The following is a 14,589-nucleotide window of genomic DNA, read 5'->3' on the forward strand; positions in this document are numbered from 1 at the left end:
CGTTGTCGGTCATCAGCTGTCCTGATCCTTGCGCGCGCTGCGTTCGGCCAGGACCCGCAGCGTGAACAGCACCAGGAACGAGATCGCCAGCAGTGCCACCGACACCGCGGCGGCGTTGAGCGGGCGGTCGATCTCGATCTGCTGCTGGATGTACTGGGAGGCCACCTGGGTGTCGCGCGGGATGTTGCCGCCGATCAGCACCACGGAACCGAACTCGCCGATGGCGCGGGCGAAGGCCAGGCCACCGCCGCTGAGGATCGCGGGCGTCAGCGCGGGCAGCACGATGAGCCGGAACGTGGTCCAGTTGCTCGCGCCCAGTGACAGCGAGGCCTGCTCGACCTCGCGGTCGAGCTCGATCAGCACCGGCTGCACCGAGCGCACCACGAACGGCAGCGTCACGAACGCCAGCGCCACCACCAGACCCGCCTTGGTGGCGTTGAGGTGGATGTCGATCGGGCTCTGCGGGCCGTAGAGCGAGAGCAGCACGATGCTGGCCACGATGGTCGGCAGCGCGAACGGCAGGTCGATGAGCGCGTTCACCACGCCCTTGCCGGGGAAGTCGTCGCGGACCAGCACCCAGGCGATGAGCGTGCCCATCACCACGTTGATCAGCGCGACGACCACCGAGACCAGGATGGTCACCTTCAGCGAGGCCAGCGCGACCGGCGCGGTCACCGCGTTCCAGAACCCGCTGATGCCCTGTTCGAAGGACGCCACGGTGAGCGCGGCCAGCGGCAGCAACACGATGACGCTGAGCCACAGCACCGCCACCGCGATGCCGAGGTTGCCCGACGATCCGGTGACGCGCGACCACAGCGGGCTCGAGCGCCACGCCGGTGCTTTCTTCTCTTCCGCACCGCCGGGACCGGGGGTGACCCCGGTCCCGGCGGCACTGGCAGTATTACTGTCAGTCACAGTTCGAGTATCCCGTGTGCCCGAAGGCGACGACTCACTTGGTCGCCGCGTCGTAGATCACAGCCACCGAACCGGTGTCCGGGGTGAACAGCTCCTTGTCGACGGTCTTCCAGCCACCGAGGTCATCGATGGTCCAGACCTTGGCCGGGGTCGGGAAGTCGTCGGCGAAGTCGGCGGCCACCTTCGGGTCGACCGGACGGAAACCGGCCTCGGCCCAGGCGCGCTGGCCCTCGGGGGTGAACAGGAAGTCGCGGAACGCGGTGGCCTTCTCGAGGTTCTTGCTGTTCTTCAGGACCGCGACCGGGTTCTCGATCTTGAACGTGGTGGACGGCACGACGAAATCGACCTTGCTGCCCTCGCGCTGGATGAACAGCGCCTCGTTCTCGTAGCTCAGCAGCACGTCACCGGTGCCCTGCAGGAAGGTCTCGGTGGCCTCGCGACCGGACTTCGGTTGCACCTTGATGTGCTCGGGGGTGACCAGCTGGCTCAGGTAGTCGATACCGGCCTGCGGGTTCTTGCCGCCCTCGGACTTCTCGGCGTAGGGGGCCAGCAGGTTCCACTTGGCCGCGCCGGAGCTGAACGGGTTGGGGGTCACCACCTCGACACCGGGCTTGAGCAGGTCGTCCCAGCTCTGGATGTTCTTGGGGTTGCCCTCGCGGGTCACCAGCACCACGACCGAGCCGAACGGCAGGCCCTTGTCGGCGCCCTGGTTCCAGCTCTCGTCGACGAGTCCGGCATCGACGAGGCGGGTGACGTCGGGCTCCACCGAGAAGTTCACGATGTCGGCGTCGGCGCCGTCGCGCACCTTGCGGGACTGATCGCCCGAGGCACCGTAGGACTGCTGGATCTGCACTCCCTTGCCTGCCTCGGTCTTGTTGAACTCGGGGATGACCTTGTCGAACCCGGGCTTGGGCACGGCGTAGGCGTACAGGTTCAGCGTGCCCCCGCTGCCGTCGGCCACGGAATCGCCGTCGGTCGAATCGCTGGCGCCACCGCCGCAGGCGGTCAGGGCGACCGCGGCGACAGCAGTGAGAGCGATGGCGGCGGCGCGACGGCGCGAGCCGATCCAGGTGGTGCGTGACATCGGGGTGTACCTTTCGGGAAAGGACCTATCGCACAACATTTTTCGATGCGGTAGGGATCATGCTTGTCGATCGGTAGACCTGCCGTGCGATGGCTGCACGACAGTCGGCGCGACTCGGGCCCGAACGGCCCCCGGAGTGACGGACTACTACTGCGAGAGGAAAAGCGCGCGCCAGTCTACTTGGCAGGAATGCGCAGACGAGTCCGGTGGCCGATCATCGACAGAGGATGTCCGCGACGGCGAGGTTGCCGACAGCGATCAACGCCAATTCATGGCGGATCTGCGGGGCGACACTCGACGACACAGGCAGACTGTAGCAGATTGCGACATGATGATTCGAATCGACGAGAACTCCATATCGAGGGGGGATTTCATCCTATGACCACGGCACCTGATCGCGTCCGCACTCGTTTGCCGGAAATCAGCACGCGCGCCTGGGAGCACCCGGCCGACCGCACCGCGCTGGTGACCCTGCGCTCGCTCAGCGGCTTCGACACCGTGCTGCGCGCACTGTCGGGACTGCTGCGCGAGCGCCAGCACCGGCTGCTCTATCTGGCGACCGCGGTGCGCGTCGACGAACGACAGTTCCGCACTCTGCACGAGCTGCGCGCGGATTGTGTCGGCGTGCTCGACGCCAAGAGCACCCCGGAGATGTTCGTTCTGCAGGACCCGTCGGTGAACGCCTTCACCATCGGTATGGACAAGCCGTTCATCGTGCTCACCACCGGCCTGCTCGAACTGCTGGACACCGAGGAACTGCGCTTCGTGGTCGGCCACGAGCTCGGCCACGCCCTGTCCGGGCACGCGGTGTACCGCACGATGCTCATGCACCTGATGCGGCTGTCGGCCTCGGTCGGCTGGATGCCGGTCGGCGGCTGGGCGCTGCGCGCGATCGTGGCCGCGCTGATGGAGTGGAGCCGCAAGTCCGAACTGTCCGGCGACCGGGCGGGCCTGCTGTGCTGCCAGGACGTCGAGGCCTCGGTGCGCGTGCACATGAAGACCGCGGGCGGGGCCTGGCTGCACGAGATGAACCATGGCGCCTTCCTCGACCAGGCCGACGACTACCTGCGCTCGGGCGACCTGCGCGACGGCGTCCTCAAACTGCTCAACCTGGAACTGCAGTCGCACCCGTTCTCGGTGCTGCGCGCCGCCGAACTGCGCCGCTGGATCCAGTCCGGTGAGTACGACCGGATCCTCGGCGGCAACTACCCCCGCCGCGACTCCGACCGCAACGCCCGCATCAGCGACGAGGTCAAGGAAGCCGCCCGCACCTACCGCGAATCCTTCGACCAGTCCGACGACATGTTCGTCCGCACCGTCCGCGACCTGGGCCGCGACGTGGGATCAGCCGTCAACACCGTCGGCCATGAAGTGGGCCGCACAGTGTCGGACCTGGGCAAACGTTTCGACGACTGGCGCAAGAACTAGGCGGGACGCCGGTGCGGGTCAGCCGCACCGGTCTTCCTGGCTCATCTCGTGAAGAACCACGCGATGACGACGAGGACGAGCAGAGCGACAAGAGCGAGCTGAACGCGCGAACGTGGCATCAGCGGGCACCGCTGCCCACGGTCGGCCGCACGGGCGCGGCGACGGGGGCGGGCACGGTCGCGGCGATCGGCGCCACGGCAGGCAGGTCGGCGTGATCGTCACGCCCCAGCGCGCGGAAGATCGCGCGCAGGGTGCGGTCGAGCAGGTACGCGATGGCGAAGCTGATCGGAACCATGCCGACCAGCACCACGAGGAACTGGGGGATGAAGGGCAGTCCGGCCACCCAGAGTTCGAAGCCGTCCCACCAACCTGCGATGCGTTCCACGTCGACCAGACTAGTCGGTCGCCGTGAACGCCCCGCTCCGGCCGATGCCGAGCCGTGTCGCGGCGCCACGACCAGCGGATCGGCCGACTGCGCTGGACGCCGGCTCGCCCCGCCCTGATGATGGGGTATGGAGCCTTCCAGCGCGGACAGCCTGCCGATTCTGAGCCCGGTGTCCTCCAGCGGCCATCGCGGCGCCTTCCCGCCGATCGACGACTACGCGTTCCTGTCCGACTGCGAGACCAGCTGCCTGATCGCCAGCAGCGGCGCGGTCGAGTGGATGTGTGTGCCCCGCCCCGACTCCCCCAGCGTGTTCGGCGCGATTCTCGACCGCAGCGCCGGGCATTTCCGGATCGGGCCGTACGGCACGCAGGTGCCCGCCGCGCGGCGGTACCTGCCCGGCGGGATGATCCTGGAGACCACCTGGCAGACCGCGACCGGCTGGCTGATCGTGCGCGACGCGCTCGTGCTCGGTCCGTGGCACAACAACATCGCCCGCTCCAAGACCCACCGGCGCACGCCGATGGACTGGGATGCCGAGCACTGCCTGTTGCGGACGGTGAAATGTGTTAGCGGCACAGTCGAATTGGAGATGAGCTGCGAGCCCTCCTTCGACTATCACCGCGGCGGCGCGCACTGGGAGTACACCGGCAAGGTCTACGAGCAGGCGACCGCGATCAGCACCGACGACGTCGAGTCGGGGCCGTCGCTGGTGCTCACCACCGACCTGCGTCTGGGCCTGGAGGGGCGCGAGGCGCGGGCGCGGACCAGGATGAGCGAGGGCGATTCGGTGTTCGTCGCGCTGACCTGGTCGGAGTTGCCCGCACCGGCCACCTTCGACGAGGCGGCGGGGAAGATGTGGGCGACCGCGGAATGCTGGCGGCGCTGGATCACCCTGGGCGACTTCCCCGATCATCCGTGGCGCAACTACCTGCAGCGCAGTGCGCTCACCCTGAAGGGCCTCACCTACGCCCCGACCGGCGCGCTGCTGGCCGCCGCGACCACCTCGCTGCCGGAAACACCTGGCGGGGAACGCAACTGGGACTACCGCTACACCTGGGTGCGGGATTCCAGCTTCGCGCTGTGGGGCCTGTACACCCTCGGCCTCGACCGCGAGGCCGACGACTTCTTCAACTTCCTCAACGACGCGACCACCGGCGACAACGGTGACGCCGTCCCCCTGCAGGTGCTCTACGGCATCGGCGGCGAACGCCGAATCACCGAGGAGACCCTGCCCAATCTGTCCGGCTACGACGACTCACGACCGGTGCGCATCGGCAACGCCGCCTACAACCAGGACCAGCACGACATCTGGGGCACCATGCTCGACGCGATGTACCTGCACATGAAGTCCCGGCAGCAGGTGCCGGAATCGCTGTGGCCGATGCTCGAGCGCACCGTGCACGCCGCGATCGAGCACTGGCGCGAACCCGATCGCGGCATCTGGGAGGTCCGCGGCGAACCGCAGCAGTTCACCTCGTCGAAGGTGATGTGCTGGGTGGCGCTGGATCGCGGCGCCCGGCTGGCACAACTGCACGGCCGCGACGAGCGCTCGGCGCGGTGGTTCGAGATCGCCGAGGAGATCCGCGCCGACGTCCTGGCCAACGGGGTCGACGCCGACGGCGTGTTCACCCAGACCTACGGCGGCCGCACCCTCGACGCCTCGCTGCTGCTGGTGGTGCTGACCCGGTTCCTGCCGCCGGACGATCCGCGCGTGCGCGCGACCGTGCTGGCCATCGCCGACCGCCTCACCGTGCACGGGCTGGTGCTGCGCTACGACACCGACACCACCGACGACGGGCTGGCCGGCGAGGAGGGCACCTTCACGATCTGCTCGTTCTGGCTGGTGTCGGCGCTGGTGGAGATCGGCGAGCTGGAACGGGCCACCCACCTGTGCGAGCGGCTGCTCGGCCTGGCCTCTCCGCTGCGCCTCTACGCCGAGGAGATCGATCCGCGCACCGGCAGGCACCTGGGCAACTTCCCGCAGGCGTTCACCCATCTGGCGCTGATCAACGCGGTCACCCACGTGATCAGGGCCGAGGATTCCCGCGAGGTCGGCCAGTTCCAGCCCGCGCACACGCCGTCGCACCGGCCGAGCTGAGCGCGCTCAGTAGGTGAGCCGCTGGGCCCGTTCCCGCAGGTCGGCCAGGGTGCGCAGGCCCGCGTCGATCTCGGTGATGCGCAGTTCGCGCTGGCCGCCGTAGCGCAGGCCGGTCTCCTCGGCGGCGCGCAGTGCCTCGTCGGCGGTGCGCGAGACCTCGGCCGCGATCTCGGTGTAGTGATCGCGCAGCACGCGCTGCAGGGTGCGCAGGCGGTTGCGGGATTCCTTGCTCACCTGGAAGATCACGTCGTCGGCCAGCCGCGCGACGGCGACCTTGGCCTCGGCCTGCCTGCGCTGTTTACGGCTGCGGCGGTCGTCCCACAGGGCGTTGAGGCCCAGCAGCACGCCCGCGCCGATGGAGTACATGTTGACCAGCGGCATCTTGAGCAGGCTGGTGGCCAGACCCACCATCAGGATGCCGCCGTAGGACCCGCGCAGCGCCGAGAGGGCCTGCTGGCCGATGCTGGCCTTGGCGCTCTCCAGCGCCTCCAGCGACTGCACCGGCTCGAGCACCTCACCGGGGTTGGTCAGCCGCAGTTCGGGCAGCGGCGGCGTCCGGTTCTGCGGCGGGAACTTCGCGGCGACCTGTTCGGACAGCTCGACGGCACGGTAGTGCGCCATCACGAAGTTCTCCTCGACCACCTCGCAGATCCGGGCGTCGAGTTCGGTACCGAATTCGGTCCACTTGCGCGTGGGATCGGTGCGCGTGATCTCGGTCTCGGCCTCGCGGACCAGACTGCGCAGCCGATGCCGCAGATCGTGTTCGATGTCGGCGTTGAGCTCGGCGCCACCGTCGACCAGGGTGACCTGCCAGGTGGCGGTGCGCTGGCGTAGTTGATCGGCCTCGGCGCGAGCGGCGGCCAGGCGCTGGGTGATCTCGGCGCGCCGGCGCGGATCGCGCAGGGTGTCGGCCTCGGCGCGCAAGGTGGTGGTGAGCTGGTCGGTGACCAGGGCGATGTCGCGCACCGCGGCCGCGATCGCGACCGAGTCGGCCTGGGCGACCACGTACTCCTGCAGGTGATCGATGAGCTGGGGTACCCCGGACTCGATGTCGCGCTGCTGATCGCCGGTCCGGTCGGCCTGGTGGTGCAGCAGGGCCGAGACCGGGGCGACCGCGAAGTTCAGCCCGGCGCCGTCGAGCAGGGCGCGGTTGCGCCGCTGGGTCAGCGACCAGTGCGGGTTGCGGTCGATCTTGGTGAGCACGCAGACCACCGCGGGACACACCTGCTCGACGCGACGCAGATAGTCCAGCTGGGTCTCGGTCAGTTCGGCGGCGGCGTCGGTGGCGTAGAGGACGACGTCGGCGGCCGCGATCATCGACCAGGCCACGCCCTCGTGTGTGGTGGGGCCCGGCGCGTCCATCACCACGAGACCGTCGGCCAGCAAGGGGCTTGGCTCGGCGAATTCGGCGCGCAGCACACCGAGGGCGGTCAGCGCCGGTCCCGGGTTGAGCGGGTCGACGGGCACCCGTTCAACCCGGCCGTGGGCGGATTTCACCAGCGTCGCGCTCGGCGCGGCACCGTATTCGACGATCACGGGGACGCTGGGCTTGCCGTCGGTCGCGCTGACCGGGCTGCCGACCATGCTGTTGACCAGCGTGCTCATCCCGGCCTGGGGTTCACCGACGACGACCATGCGCACGCGGGAGTCGCTGAGCCGGGCTCGCACCATGCCGAGCCGGGCATCGAGGTCGTCGCGGCCGCCCGAGCGAACCAGTTCCCGCAGTTCGTCGACGAGCGACACGACCGGGGCCATCACATCCGGATGCTTCACCGTCGCGGCCTGCAGTCCGGCTGCGGCAGACAAACCTGTCCTCACTCTCCTTGCATGTACCCGGCCGAGACGCAGGGACTAGACGAAGTCGTACCCAGGATGCTCGGCGGGAAACAAAGCGCTTCCCGGATCGACGCCACCGAGCCCCGAATCGAACAGTCCGGCCGACACGCCATGGTAGACGCCGTGGTGCTGGTCGAACTCGGCGGCGATCGGCTTGGTCTCGATGACCGGCGGTTTCACCGGGGCCTGGGTGGTCGGCACGGTGACCGCCGGCGGCGGGGTGACGACGGTGGGCGCGTCGACGGACGGGACCGTGGGCTGCTGGGTGGGGACCGAGGCGGTCGGCTGCATCGTCACCGTCGGCTGGGGTGCCACGGTGGCGGTCGGCTGGGGTGCCGTCGCGGTCGGGACGTCGACGGTGGGGGTGCTCGGCGCGGTCGGCTGGGTCGTGCCGCCGCCGGTGCCGCCCGGGGTGGTGATGTCGGTGCCGGTACCGGGCGTGCTGCCACCGGTGCTCGGCGTCGTGCCGCCGGTACCCGGCGTGGTGCCGGGGGTGGACGGCGTGGTGATGACCGTCGGCGGCACCGTGAGCTCCGGCCTGGTCGCGTCCGGCGTCGACGGCATGGTCACCGTCGGCATGCCGGGCATGGTCGCCGTGGGCGGGGTGGTGATGTCGACGGTGGGTGCCGTGGACGGGACGGTGACCGGCAGGGTCGACGGGGTGGTCGAGCCGTCGGAAAGGTCGGGCAGCACAACGGGTTCCGTCGGCGTGGCCGGTGCGAACAGCCCGGGCACCGCGGCGGCGGGCGCGGTCAGCGGGGAGACACCGGTGGTGCCGAGCACATTGGCGATCGGCGTCGTCGCGGCGTCGGGCTGGATGGTGGTCTGCATCGGGGTGGCGGCGACCACGGGCGGGGCGACGGCGACCGGGACAGGTGCCACCGGTGCGGGCGCGGGCGCGATCGGGGCGGGCGCGACCGGAGCCGGAGCAGGGGCGGGCGCCGGGGCCGGAGCCGGGGCGATCGGGGCGGGCGCGGCGATCGCGGGGGCGGGCGCGGTCGCACCGGGCAGGCTGGGGGCGGACGAACCGGGCAAGCTCGGACCCGGGGCGGACGAACCGGGCAGGCTCGGGGCGCTCGGCGACGAGGAACCCGGCAGGCCAGGGGCACCCGAGGAGGACGAACCGGGCAGGCCAGGGGCACCCGAGGTCGAGCCCGGCAGACTCGGACCATCCGCGGGAGAACCGGCGCCGGGCAGGCCCGGACCGGTGGACGAGGGCGTGCCGAGACCGGAGTCGGTGGGCGCGGAGGCGCCGGGACCCGCGGTCTCCAGGCCGGTGCCGGTGCTGCCGGGGACACGCAGGCCCTCGCCGAGCCACTTGCCGTAGTCGTCGAGCTGATCGCCGACCTGGCCGACCTGGACGTCGACCTTCATCTGCGAGGTGAACCACACACCGTCGAGGCCGGCGTGCACGTCGACCTGCCAGTCGGTGGTCACCATGGCGCCGAAGCCGTCGAAGAATCCGCCGACGTCACCGATGCCGTTGAACAGGCCGTCGGGGGCGTTGGGTCCGGCCAGATCACCGGGGTTGGTGGCGCCGGGCAGACCGATGCCGTCGAAGCCGGGAATGCCCATGCCCTGACCGGGCAGCCCACCGAAACCGGGAATGCCGACACCCTGGCCGGGCAGACCGTCGAAACCGGGGATCTCCATGCCGTTCCCGGGCGAGCCGTCGAAACCGGGGATGCCGATCCCGCCGTGGCCGCCACCCGGCAGGCCGATGCCGCCGTCCTGGTCGCCGGGCCTGCCGAACGAGTCGTCGAAGCCGAGACCCGGCGGCTGCGGGTAGGAGGGGATGCCGATGCCCGTCGAGTCGTCGCCGCTGCCGGGGATCCGGAAGTCGCGCTCACCGTCGGAGCCGGGGATCTCCGGACGCCACTCGGATTCGGCGGAGCGCCCGACCATGGCCAGGTCGTCCTCGATGCCGGGATGGGCGCCGAAGGGGGTGTGCGGCTGCACCGGGAACGGCTCGGGTTCGTGGGCGAGGTCGGGGAAGGTGACGACCGGGCTCGGCGCGTCCGGGCTCGGATCGGCGGGCACCGTCTGCGACGACCAGCCCGCGTAGCGGCTGTCGGCATTGCTGGTGCCCTGTTCGCGGTCGGGTGCGGTGCCGTTGGCGGCGACGAGTGCGCCGCCGGTCACATAGGCGCCTGCCCTGGCCACCCTGGCGACACCGTTGGCGACCTTGTAGGCCGTGTCGGGACCTTCTGCGCGTGCGGCACCGTCATCGAAAGGCAGATCACGCGTCATCCAGGCTCCAACACTCGCATCGCTGTGGGACCCCACCACGATCGAGGCGGAAGTGAGGCTCATCCAACACTATTTCCGGAACACCGAACTGTCATTTCGATCAGAACGGTTGGTACTCACCTTATGGCGAACAACACCTTTCGGCGAGCCGGTGGAATCAGGGGGGCCGGATCCCAAGAGAACTCTAACGATTGCTCAACGGAGCGTGAAGATCGGCTGCTTAGCGTCGGTTTCGCCGACCGAGCGGGTCGGCGGACACGATTTCCGAGGAGACATCACATGACCGTATTCGCCAACCACCGTGCCCGCGCCGTGGCTCTGCTCGGCGGGGTCGCCGTGATCACCGGCACTGTCGCCGGTACCGCGGCGGCCACGCCGACCGTCACCTCCGTCGAGGGCGGCCACGACCGCACGATCATCGTCTGCGCCGCGCCCGGGGGTGACGCACCGCCGCCGCAGGTCCGCCTCCAGCGCACCGTGCCCGCCGCACCCGGCGCGCAGTTCCGGCCCGCGCAACCCATCGAGCAGGGCGTCCAGGTCCTCCCCGCGGTGCCGGGTTCGCCGCTCGACGACGCCGAGTGCACCCGGCTCGATCCGGCCGACGTGGTCCCGGCCCAGCCCGTGGCGCCGGGCGCCCCGGCGCCGGTGTTCCCGCCGCACACGCGCTGAGCAGCGCAGACGATGGATCGCACTAGGGTGAGCAGATGACCGGACAGCAGATCTTGGTCGTCGACGACGAGGTCCGCGTGCTGGCGTCACTGCGTCGCGGCCTGGAACTCTCCGGCTTCGACGTCATCACCGCCGGTGACGGCGCCCGAGCCCTCGCCCTGGTGCGTTCCGCGGCCCCCGACGCCATGGTGCTCGATGTGAACATGCCCGAGCTCGACGGCGTCGGCGTGGTCACCGCCCTGCGGGCGATGGACAACGACATCCCCATCTGCGTGCTCAGCGCCCGCAGCGCGGTGACCGACCGGATCGCGGCCCTGGAACGCGGCGCCGACGACTACCTCACCAAACCGTTCGACCTGGGCGAGCTCGTCGCCCGGCTGCACGCGCTGCTGCGGCGTCGGCCGGTGACCGCCGCCCCGCCGGGCCGGACGGTGCAGGTGGGCGAGGTGGTGATCGATCTCACCGGCCATCGGGTGCGTTCGGGCGGGCGAGCGGTCGAGCTCACCAAGCGGGAGTTCGAACTCCTGGCGATGCTGGCCGGCAACGTGGGCATCGTGCTCGGCCGCGAGCAGATCCTGTCGGCGGTCTGGGGCTACGACTTCGCCACCGACACCAACGTGGTCGACGTGTTCGTCTCGTATCTGCGCCGCAAGCTCGAGGCCGATGGCGTCGCGCGGGTCGTGCACACGGTACGCGGGGTCGGTTTCGTGCTGCGGGACCAGCCGTGAGCGCGCGTGGTTCGTGGTCGCTGCGCATGCGGGTCGCCGTGGTGTCGGCGGTGGTGGCCGCGCTGGTGGCGATCACCCTCGGGCTCACCTATGCCGCGCTGCTGAAGGTGGCCGGTTCGCGCCAGTTCGACCAGACGGTGTCGACGATGCGGGTGCAGGTGGCCGAGCGCACCGATGACGTTCCCGCCGTGCCGCTTTCGGTACCACCGGCCCCGGCGATCCGGGACCCGGCGCGCACCATCCTGGTTCCCGGGCAGCCGGTCGACACCGCGCTCGCGCCGGTGCAGGGCGCGCCGGGCCTGGTGGTCCGGCTCGATCCCGATCGCGATCTGGTCGAGGCCGCGATCACCCGCAGCCAGCTGATCGGTCTCGGTATCGGCGTCGGCGGGGTGCTCGTCGCGGCCGGATTGGGTTGGGTGCTGGCCGGATTCGCCGCGCGCCCGCTGCGCAGGCTGGCCAACGCCACCCACGAGATCGACACCCTCGACGAGTTGCCGCCGCTGTCCGGGCGCGGCGCGCGCGAAGCCGAGGAACTGTCCGACGCGATCAACCGGATGCTGGCGCGCCTGGACACCGCGCACGGTGAGACCAGGCAGGCGCTGGCCGGTGCCCGCGATTTCGCCGCCGTCTGCGCGCACGAACTCCGCACCCCGCTCACCGCCATGCGCACCGACCTCCAGGTGCTCGCCGGGACCGACCTGCCCACCGAGCAGCGCGGCGCGGTGCTGGCCGACGTGCTCGCCGCCGAACGCCAGATCGAGCGCACCCTCACCGATCTCGAGCGACTCGCGGTGGGCGAACTCACCGATCAGGGCGCCTTCGAGCCGTTCGAGTTGTCCGAGACCCTCGATCGCGCGGTGCAGAACGCGCGCCGCGCCCATCCCGAGGTCGCGGTCACGTTGAGCGCGAGCGAACCGATCCCGATGCACGGCCTGCCCGGCGGGATCATGCTGATCGTCACCAACGCCGTGGCCAACGCCGTGCTCCACGGGCACGCCACCGAGGTCGCGGTCACCGCGCTCGCCACCGGGGACGCGGTCGAGATCACCATCGACGACAACGGCACCGGCATACCGGATTCCCTGTCCCCCACCGCTTTCGAACGCTTCGCCAAACGACCCGGCTCCCCCGGTTCGGGACTGGGCCTGGCCCTGGTGCGTCAGCAGGCCGAATTGCATTCCGGCACCGCCGAACTCGACCGCAGCCCGCTCGGTGGCGTTCGGCTGCGGGTACACCTGACTCAGGCGCCGGTGGGTACCGGCGCATGAGCTGGTCGAGCTACTTCTTGGGCTTGTCCGAATCCGAGGACAGCGCCGCCACGAAGGCTTCCTGGGGCACTTCCACGCGACCGATGGTCTTCATGCGCTTCTTGCCCTCCTTCTGCTTCTCCAGCAGCTTGCGCTTACGGCTGATGTCGCCGCCGTAGCACTTGGCGAGCACGTCCTTGCGGATGGCGCGGATGTTCTCGCGCGCGATGATCTTCGAGCCGATCGCCGCCTGGATGGGCACCTCGAACTGCTGACGCGGGATGAGCTCGCGCAGCTTGGTCGTCATCTTGTGGCCGTAGGCCTGGGCCGCGTCCTTGTGCACGATGGCGCTGAACGCGTCGACGGCCTCACCCTGCAGCAGGATGTCGACCTTCACCAGCGCGGCTTCCTGCTCGCCCGCCTCCTCGTAATCGAGCGAGGCGTAGCCGCGGGTGCGCGACTTGAGCGAGTCGAAGAAGTCGAAGATGATCTCGGCCATCGGCAGGGTGTAGCGCATCTCGACGCGGGTCTCGGACAGGTAGTCCATGCCGAGCAGCTCACCGCGCCTGCTCTGGCACAGCTCCATGATCGTGCCGACGAACTCGCTCGGCGCGATCACCGTGCACTTGGTGACCGGCTCGTAGATCTCGCGCGCCTTGCCCTCCGGCCAGTAGGACGGATTGGTGACGATGTGCTCGCTGCCGTCCTCCATCACCACGCGGTAGATCACGTTGGGGGCGGTCGAGATCAGGTCGAGGCCGAACTCGCGTTGCAGCCGCTCGCGGGTGATCTCCATGTGCAGCAGGCCCAGGAAGCCGCAGCGGAAGCCGAAGCCCAGCGCCACCGAGGTCTCCGGCACATAGGTCAGGGCCGCGTCGTTGAGCTGCAGCTTGTCCAGTGCGTCGCGCAGGTCGGGATAGTCGGAGCCGTCGACGGGGTACAGGCCGGAGTAGACCATCGGCCGCGGCTCCTGGTACCCGGCCAGCGCGGTCGTCGCGCCGTCGCGGGCGGAGGTGACGGTGTCACCGACCTTGGACTGCCGCACGTCCTTCACACCGGTGATCAGGTAGCCCACCTCGCCGACGCCGAGACCCTGGGTGGGCTTGGGCTCGGGCGAGACGATGCCGATCTCGAGCAGTTCGTGCTGCGCGCCGGTGGACATCATCTTGATCTTCTGGCGCGGGGTGAGCTTGCCGTCGATCACACGCACGTAGGTGACCACGCCGCGGTAGGTGTCATAGACCGAGTCGAAGATCAACGCCCTGGCCGGGGCATCGGAGTCACCGACCGGCGGCGGGACCTCGGCGATCACCTTGTGCAGCAGCTCGGCCACGCCGACGCCGGTCTTGCCGGACACGCGCAGCACCTCGTCGGGCTCGCACCCGACGATGTGGGAGATCTCGGCGGCGTAGCGGTCCGGGTCGGCGGCGGGCAGGTCGATCTTGTTGAGGACCGGGATGATCACCAGGTCGCGTTCCATCGCCAGGTACAGGTTGGCCAGCGTCTGCGCCTCGATGCCCTGGGCGGCGTCGACCAGCAGGATCGCGCCCTCACACGCCTCGAGCGCCCGCGAGACCTCGTAGGTGAAGTCGACGTGGCCCGGAGTGTCGATCATGTGCAGGACGTAGTCCTCGCCGCCGCTGTTCCACGGCAACCGCACGTTCTGCGCCTTGATCGTGATGCCGCGCTCACGTTCGATGTCCATCCGGTCCAGGTACTGGGCGCGCATGGCCCGCTCCTCGACCACACCGGTCAGCTGCAACATCCGATCGGCCAGGGTCGACTTGCCATGGTCGATGTGGGCGATGATGCAGAAGTTCCGGATCCGGGACGGATCGGTGAACGTCGTATCGGCAAAACTGGAAGCCACTCCACTCCTCGAGGGGTATCGGCGAACTGGGTCCATCGTCCCATGCGCCGATCCGCCGCCCTGTCACCGGTGCGCCGAA

At 69.8% G+C, this 14,589-nt stretch carries 12 protein-coding genes; 5 read left to right on the forward strand and 7 right to left on the reverse strand.

Going from position 1 to position 14,589, the window contains the following annotated elements:
• Window positions 1-12: 12 nt before the first annotated feature.
• The 3 genes from cysT to ACFVVM_RS25065 all read right to left on the reverse strand — a co-directional run bounded on the left by cysT (window position 13) and on the right by ACFVVM_RS25065 (window position 2,303).
• Window positions 13-915 carry a sulfate ABC transporter permease subunit CysT gene (cysT, locus tag ACFVVM_RS25055; protein ID WP_387622758.1) on the reverse strand — a complete coding sequence of 301 codons (903 nt, stop codon included), beginning with the start codon at window positions 913-915 and terminating at the stop codon, window positions 13-15.
• A 34-nt stretch (window positions 916-949) separates the two neighbouring features.
• Window positions 950-1,999 carry a sulfate ABC transporter substrate-binding protein gene (locus tag ACFVVM_RS25060; protein WP_387622761.1) on the reverse strand — a complete coding sequence of 350 codons (1,050 nt, stop codon included), beginning with the start codon at window positions 1,997-1,999 and terminating at the stop codon, window positions 950-952.
• A gap of 214 nt (window positions 2,000-2,213) precedes the next feature.
• Window positions 2,214-2,303, reverse strand: a complete 90-nt coding sequence (locus ACFVVM_RS25065; RefSeq protein ID WP_019045829.1) for an Ms4533A family Cys-rich leader peptide — start codon at window positions 2,301-2,303, stop codon at window positions 2,214-2,216.
• A gap of 74 nt (window positions 2,304-2,377) precedes the next feature.
• Between ACFVVM_RS25065 and ACFVVM_RS25070 the strand changes: the two genes are divergently transcribed.
• On the forward strand, window positions 2,378-3,427 hold the full coding sequence (locus ACFVVM_RS25070; RefSeq protein ID WP_387622764.1) for a M48 family metallopeptidase: 1,050 nt from the start codon (window positions 2,378-2,380) through the stop codon (window positions 3,425-3,427).
• A gap of 118 nt (window positions 3,428-3,545) precedes the next feature.
• Here ACFVVM_RS25070 and ACFVVM_RS25075 read toward each other — a convergent pair whose 3' ends face one another.
• Window positions 3,546-3,812 carry a hypothetical protein gene (locus ACFVVM_RS25075; RefSeq protein WP_387622766.1) on the reverse strand — a complete coding sequence of 89 codons (267 nt, stop codon included), beginning with the start codon at window positions 3,810-3,812 and terminating at the stop codon, window positions 3,546-3,548.
• Window positions 3,813-3,939: 127 nt separating this feature from the next.
• Between ACFVVM_RS25075 and ACFVVM_RS25080 the strand changes: the two genes are divergently transcribed.
• Window positions 3,940-5,910, forward strand: coding sequence for a glycoside hydrolase family 15 protein (locus ACFVVM_RS25080; protein ID WP_387622769.1), 1,971 nt, complete (start codon window positions 3,940-3,942; stop codon window positions 5,908-5,910).
• Window positions 5,911-5,916: 6 nt separating this feature from the next.
• On the opposite strand, the gene ACFVVM_RS25085 is transcribed toward ACFVVM_RS25080, so the two are convergent.
• Both ACFVVM_RS25085 and ACFVVM_RS25090 read right to left on the reverse strand, forming a co-directional pair.
• Window positions 5,917-7,716 carry a hypothetical protein gene (locus tag ACFVVM_RS25085; protein WP_387622772.1) on the reverse strand — a complete coding sequence of 600 codons (1,800 nt, stop codon included), beginning with the start codon at window positions 7,714-7,716 and terminating at the stop codon, window positions 5,917-5,919.
• A 45-nt stretch (window positions 7,717-7,761) separates the two neighbouring features.
• Entirely contained in the window at window positions 7,762-9,996 is a 2,235-nt protein-coding gene (locus ACFVVM_RS25090; RefSeq protein WP_387622775.1) for a hypothetical protein, read from the reverse strand.
• 279 nt (window positions 9,997-10,275) lie between these two features.
• On the opposite strand from ACFVVM_RS25090, the gene ACFVVM_RS25095 reads away from it, so the two are divergent.
• Genes ACFVVM_RS25095 through ACFVVM_RS25105 form a run of 3 tightly spaced genes read left to right on the forward strand, consistent with a single transcriptional unit; the run spans window position 10,276 to window position 12,661 of the window.
• The gene (locus ACFVVM_RS25095) at window positions 10,276-10,665 is read left to right on the forward strand and encodes a hypothetical protein (RefSeq protein WP_387622777.1); all 390 of its coding nucleotides are present in this window, start codon (window positions 10,276-10,278) and stop codon (window positions 10,663-10,665) included.
• A gap of 35 nt (window positions 10,666-10,700) precedes the next feature.
• Window positions 10,701-11,393: a response regulator transcription factor gene (locus ACFVVM_RS25100; RefSeq protein WP_387622779.1), complete on the forward strand. Its 693-nt coding sequence runs from the start codon at window positions 10,701-10,703 to the stop codon at window positions 11,391-11,393.
• Window positions 11,390-12,661 carry an ATP-binding protein gene (locus ACFVVM_RS25105; protein ID WP_387622782.1) on the forward strand — a complete coding sequence of 424 codons (1,272 nt, stop codon included), beginning with the start codon at window positions 11,390-11,392 and terminating at the stop codon, window positions 12,659-12,661. The genes ACFVVM_RS25100 and ACFVVM_RS25105 overlap by 4 nt, the downstream gene beginning before the upstream one ends.
• A 10-nt stretch (window positions 12,662-12,671) precedes the next feature.
• Here ACFVVM_RS25105 and lepA read toward each other — a convergent pair whose 3' ends face one another.
• Window positions 12,672-14,510: a translation elongation factor 4 gene (lepA, locus tag ACFVVM_RS25110; protein ID WP_387622785.1), complete on the reverse strand. Its 1,839-nt coding sequence runs from the start codon at window positions 14,508-14,510 to the stop codon at window positions 12,672-12,674.
• Window positions 14,511-14,589: the final 79 nt, after the last annotated feature.

It is taken from the genome of Nocardia sp. NPDC058176 (assembly GCF_042883805.1).
Lineage (GTDB): Bacteria > Actinomycetota > Actinomycetes > Mycobacteriales > Mycobacteriaceae > Nocardia.

Bases quoted from the DNA above. Each gene is read 5' to 3' on its own strand.
- ACFVVM_RS25080 (WP_387622769.1), top strand. From the start codon at position 3,940: ATGGAGCCTTCCAGCGCGGACAGCCTGCCGATTCTGAGCCCGGTGTCC.
- ACFVVM_RS25090 (WP_387622775.1), bottom strand. From the start codon at position 9,996: ATGACGCGTGATCTGCCTTTCGATGACGGTGCCGCACGCGCAGAAGGT.
- ACFVVM_RS25095 (WP_387622777.1), top strand. From the start codon at position 10,276: ATGACCGTATTCGCCAACCACCGTGCCCGCGCCGTGGCTCTGCTCGGC.
- ACFVVM_RS25100 (WP_387622779.1), top strand. From the start codon at position 10,701: ATGACCGGACAGCAGATCTTGGTCGTCGACGACGAGGTCCGCGTGCTG.
- ACFVVM_RS25060 (WP_387622761.1), bottom strand. From the start codon at position 1,999: ATGTCACGCACCACCTGGATCGGCTCGCGCCGTCGCGCCGCCGCCATC.
- ACFVVM_RS25070 (WP_387622764.1), top strand. From the start codon at position 2,378: ATGACCACGGCACCTGATCGCGTCCGCACTCGTTTGCCGGAAATCAGC.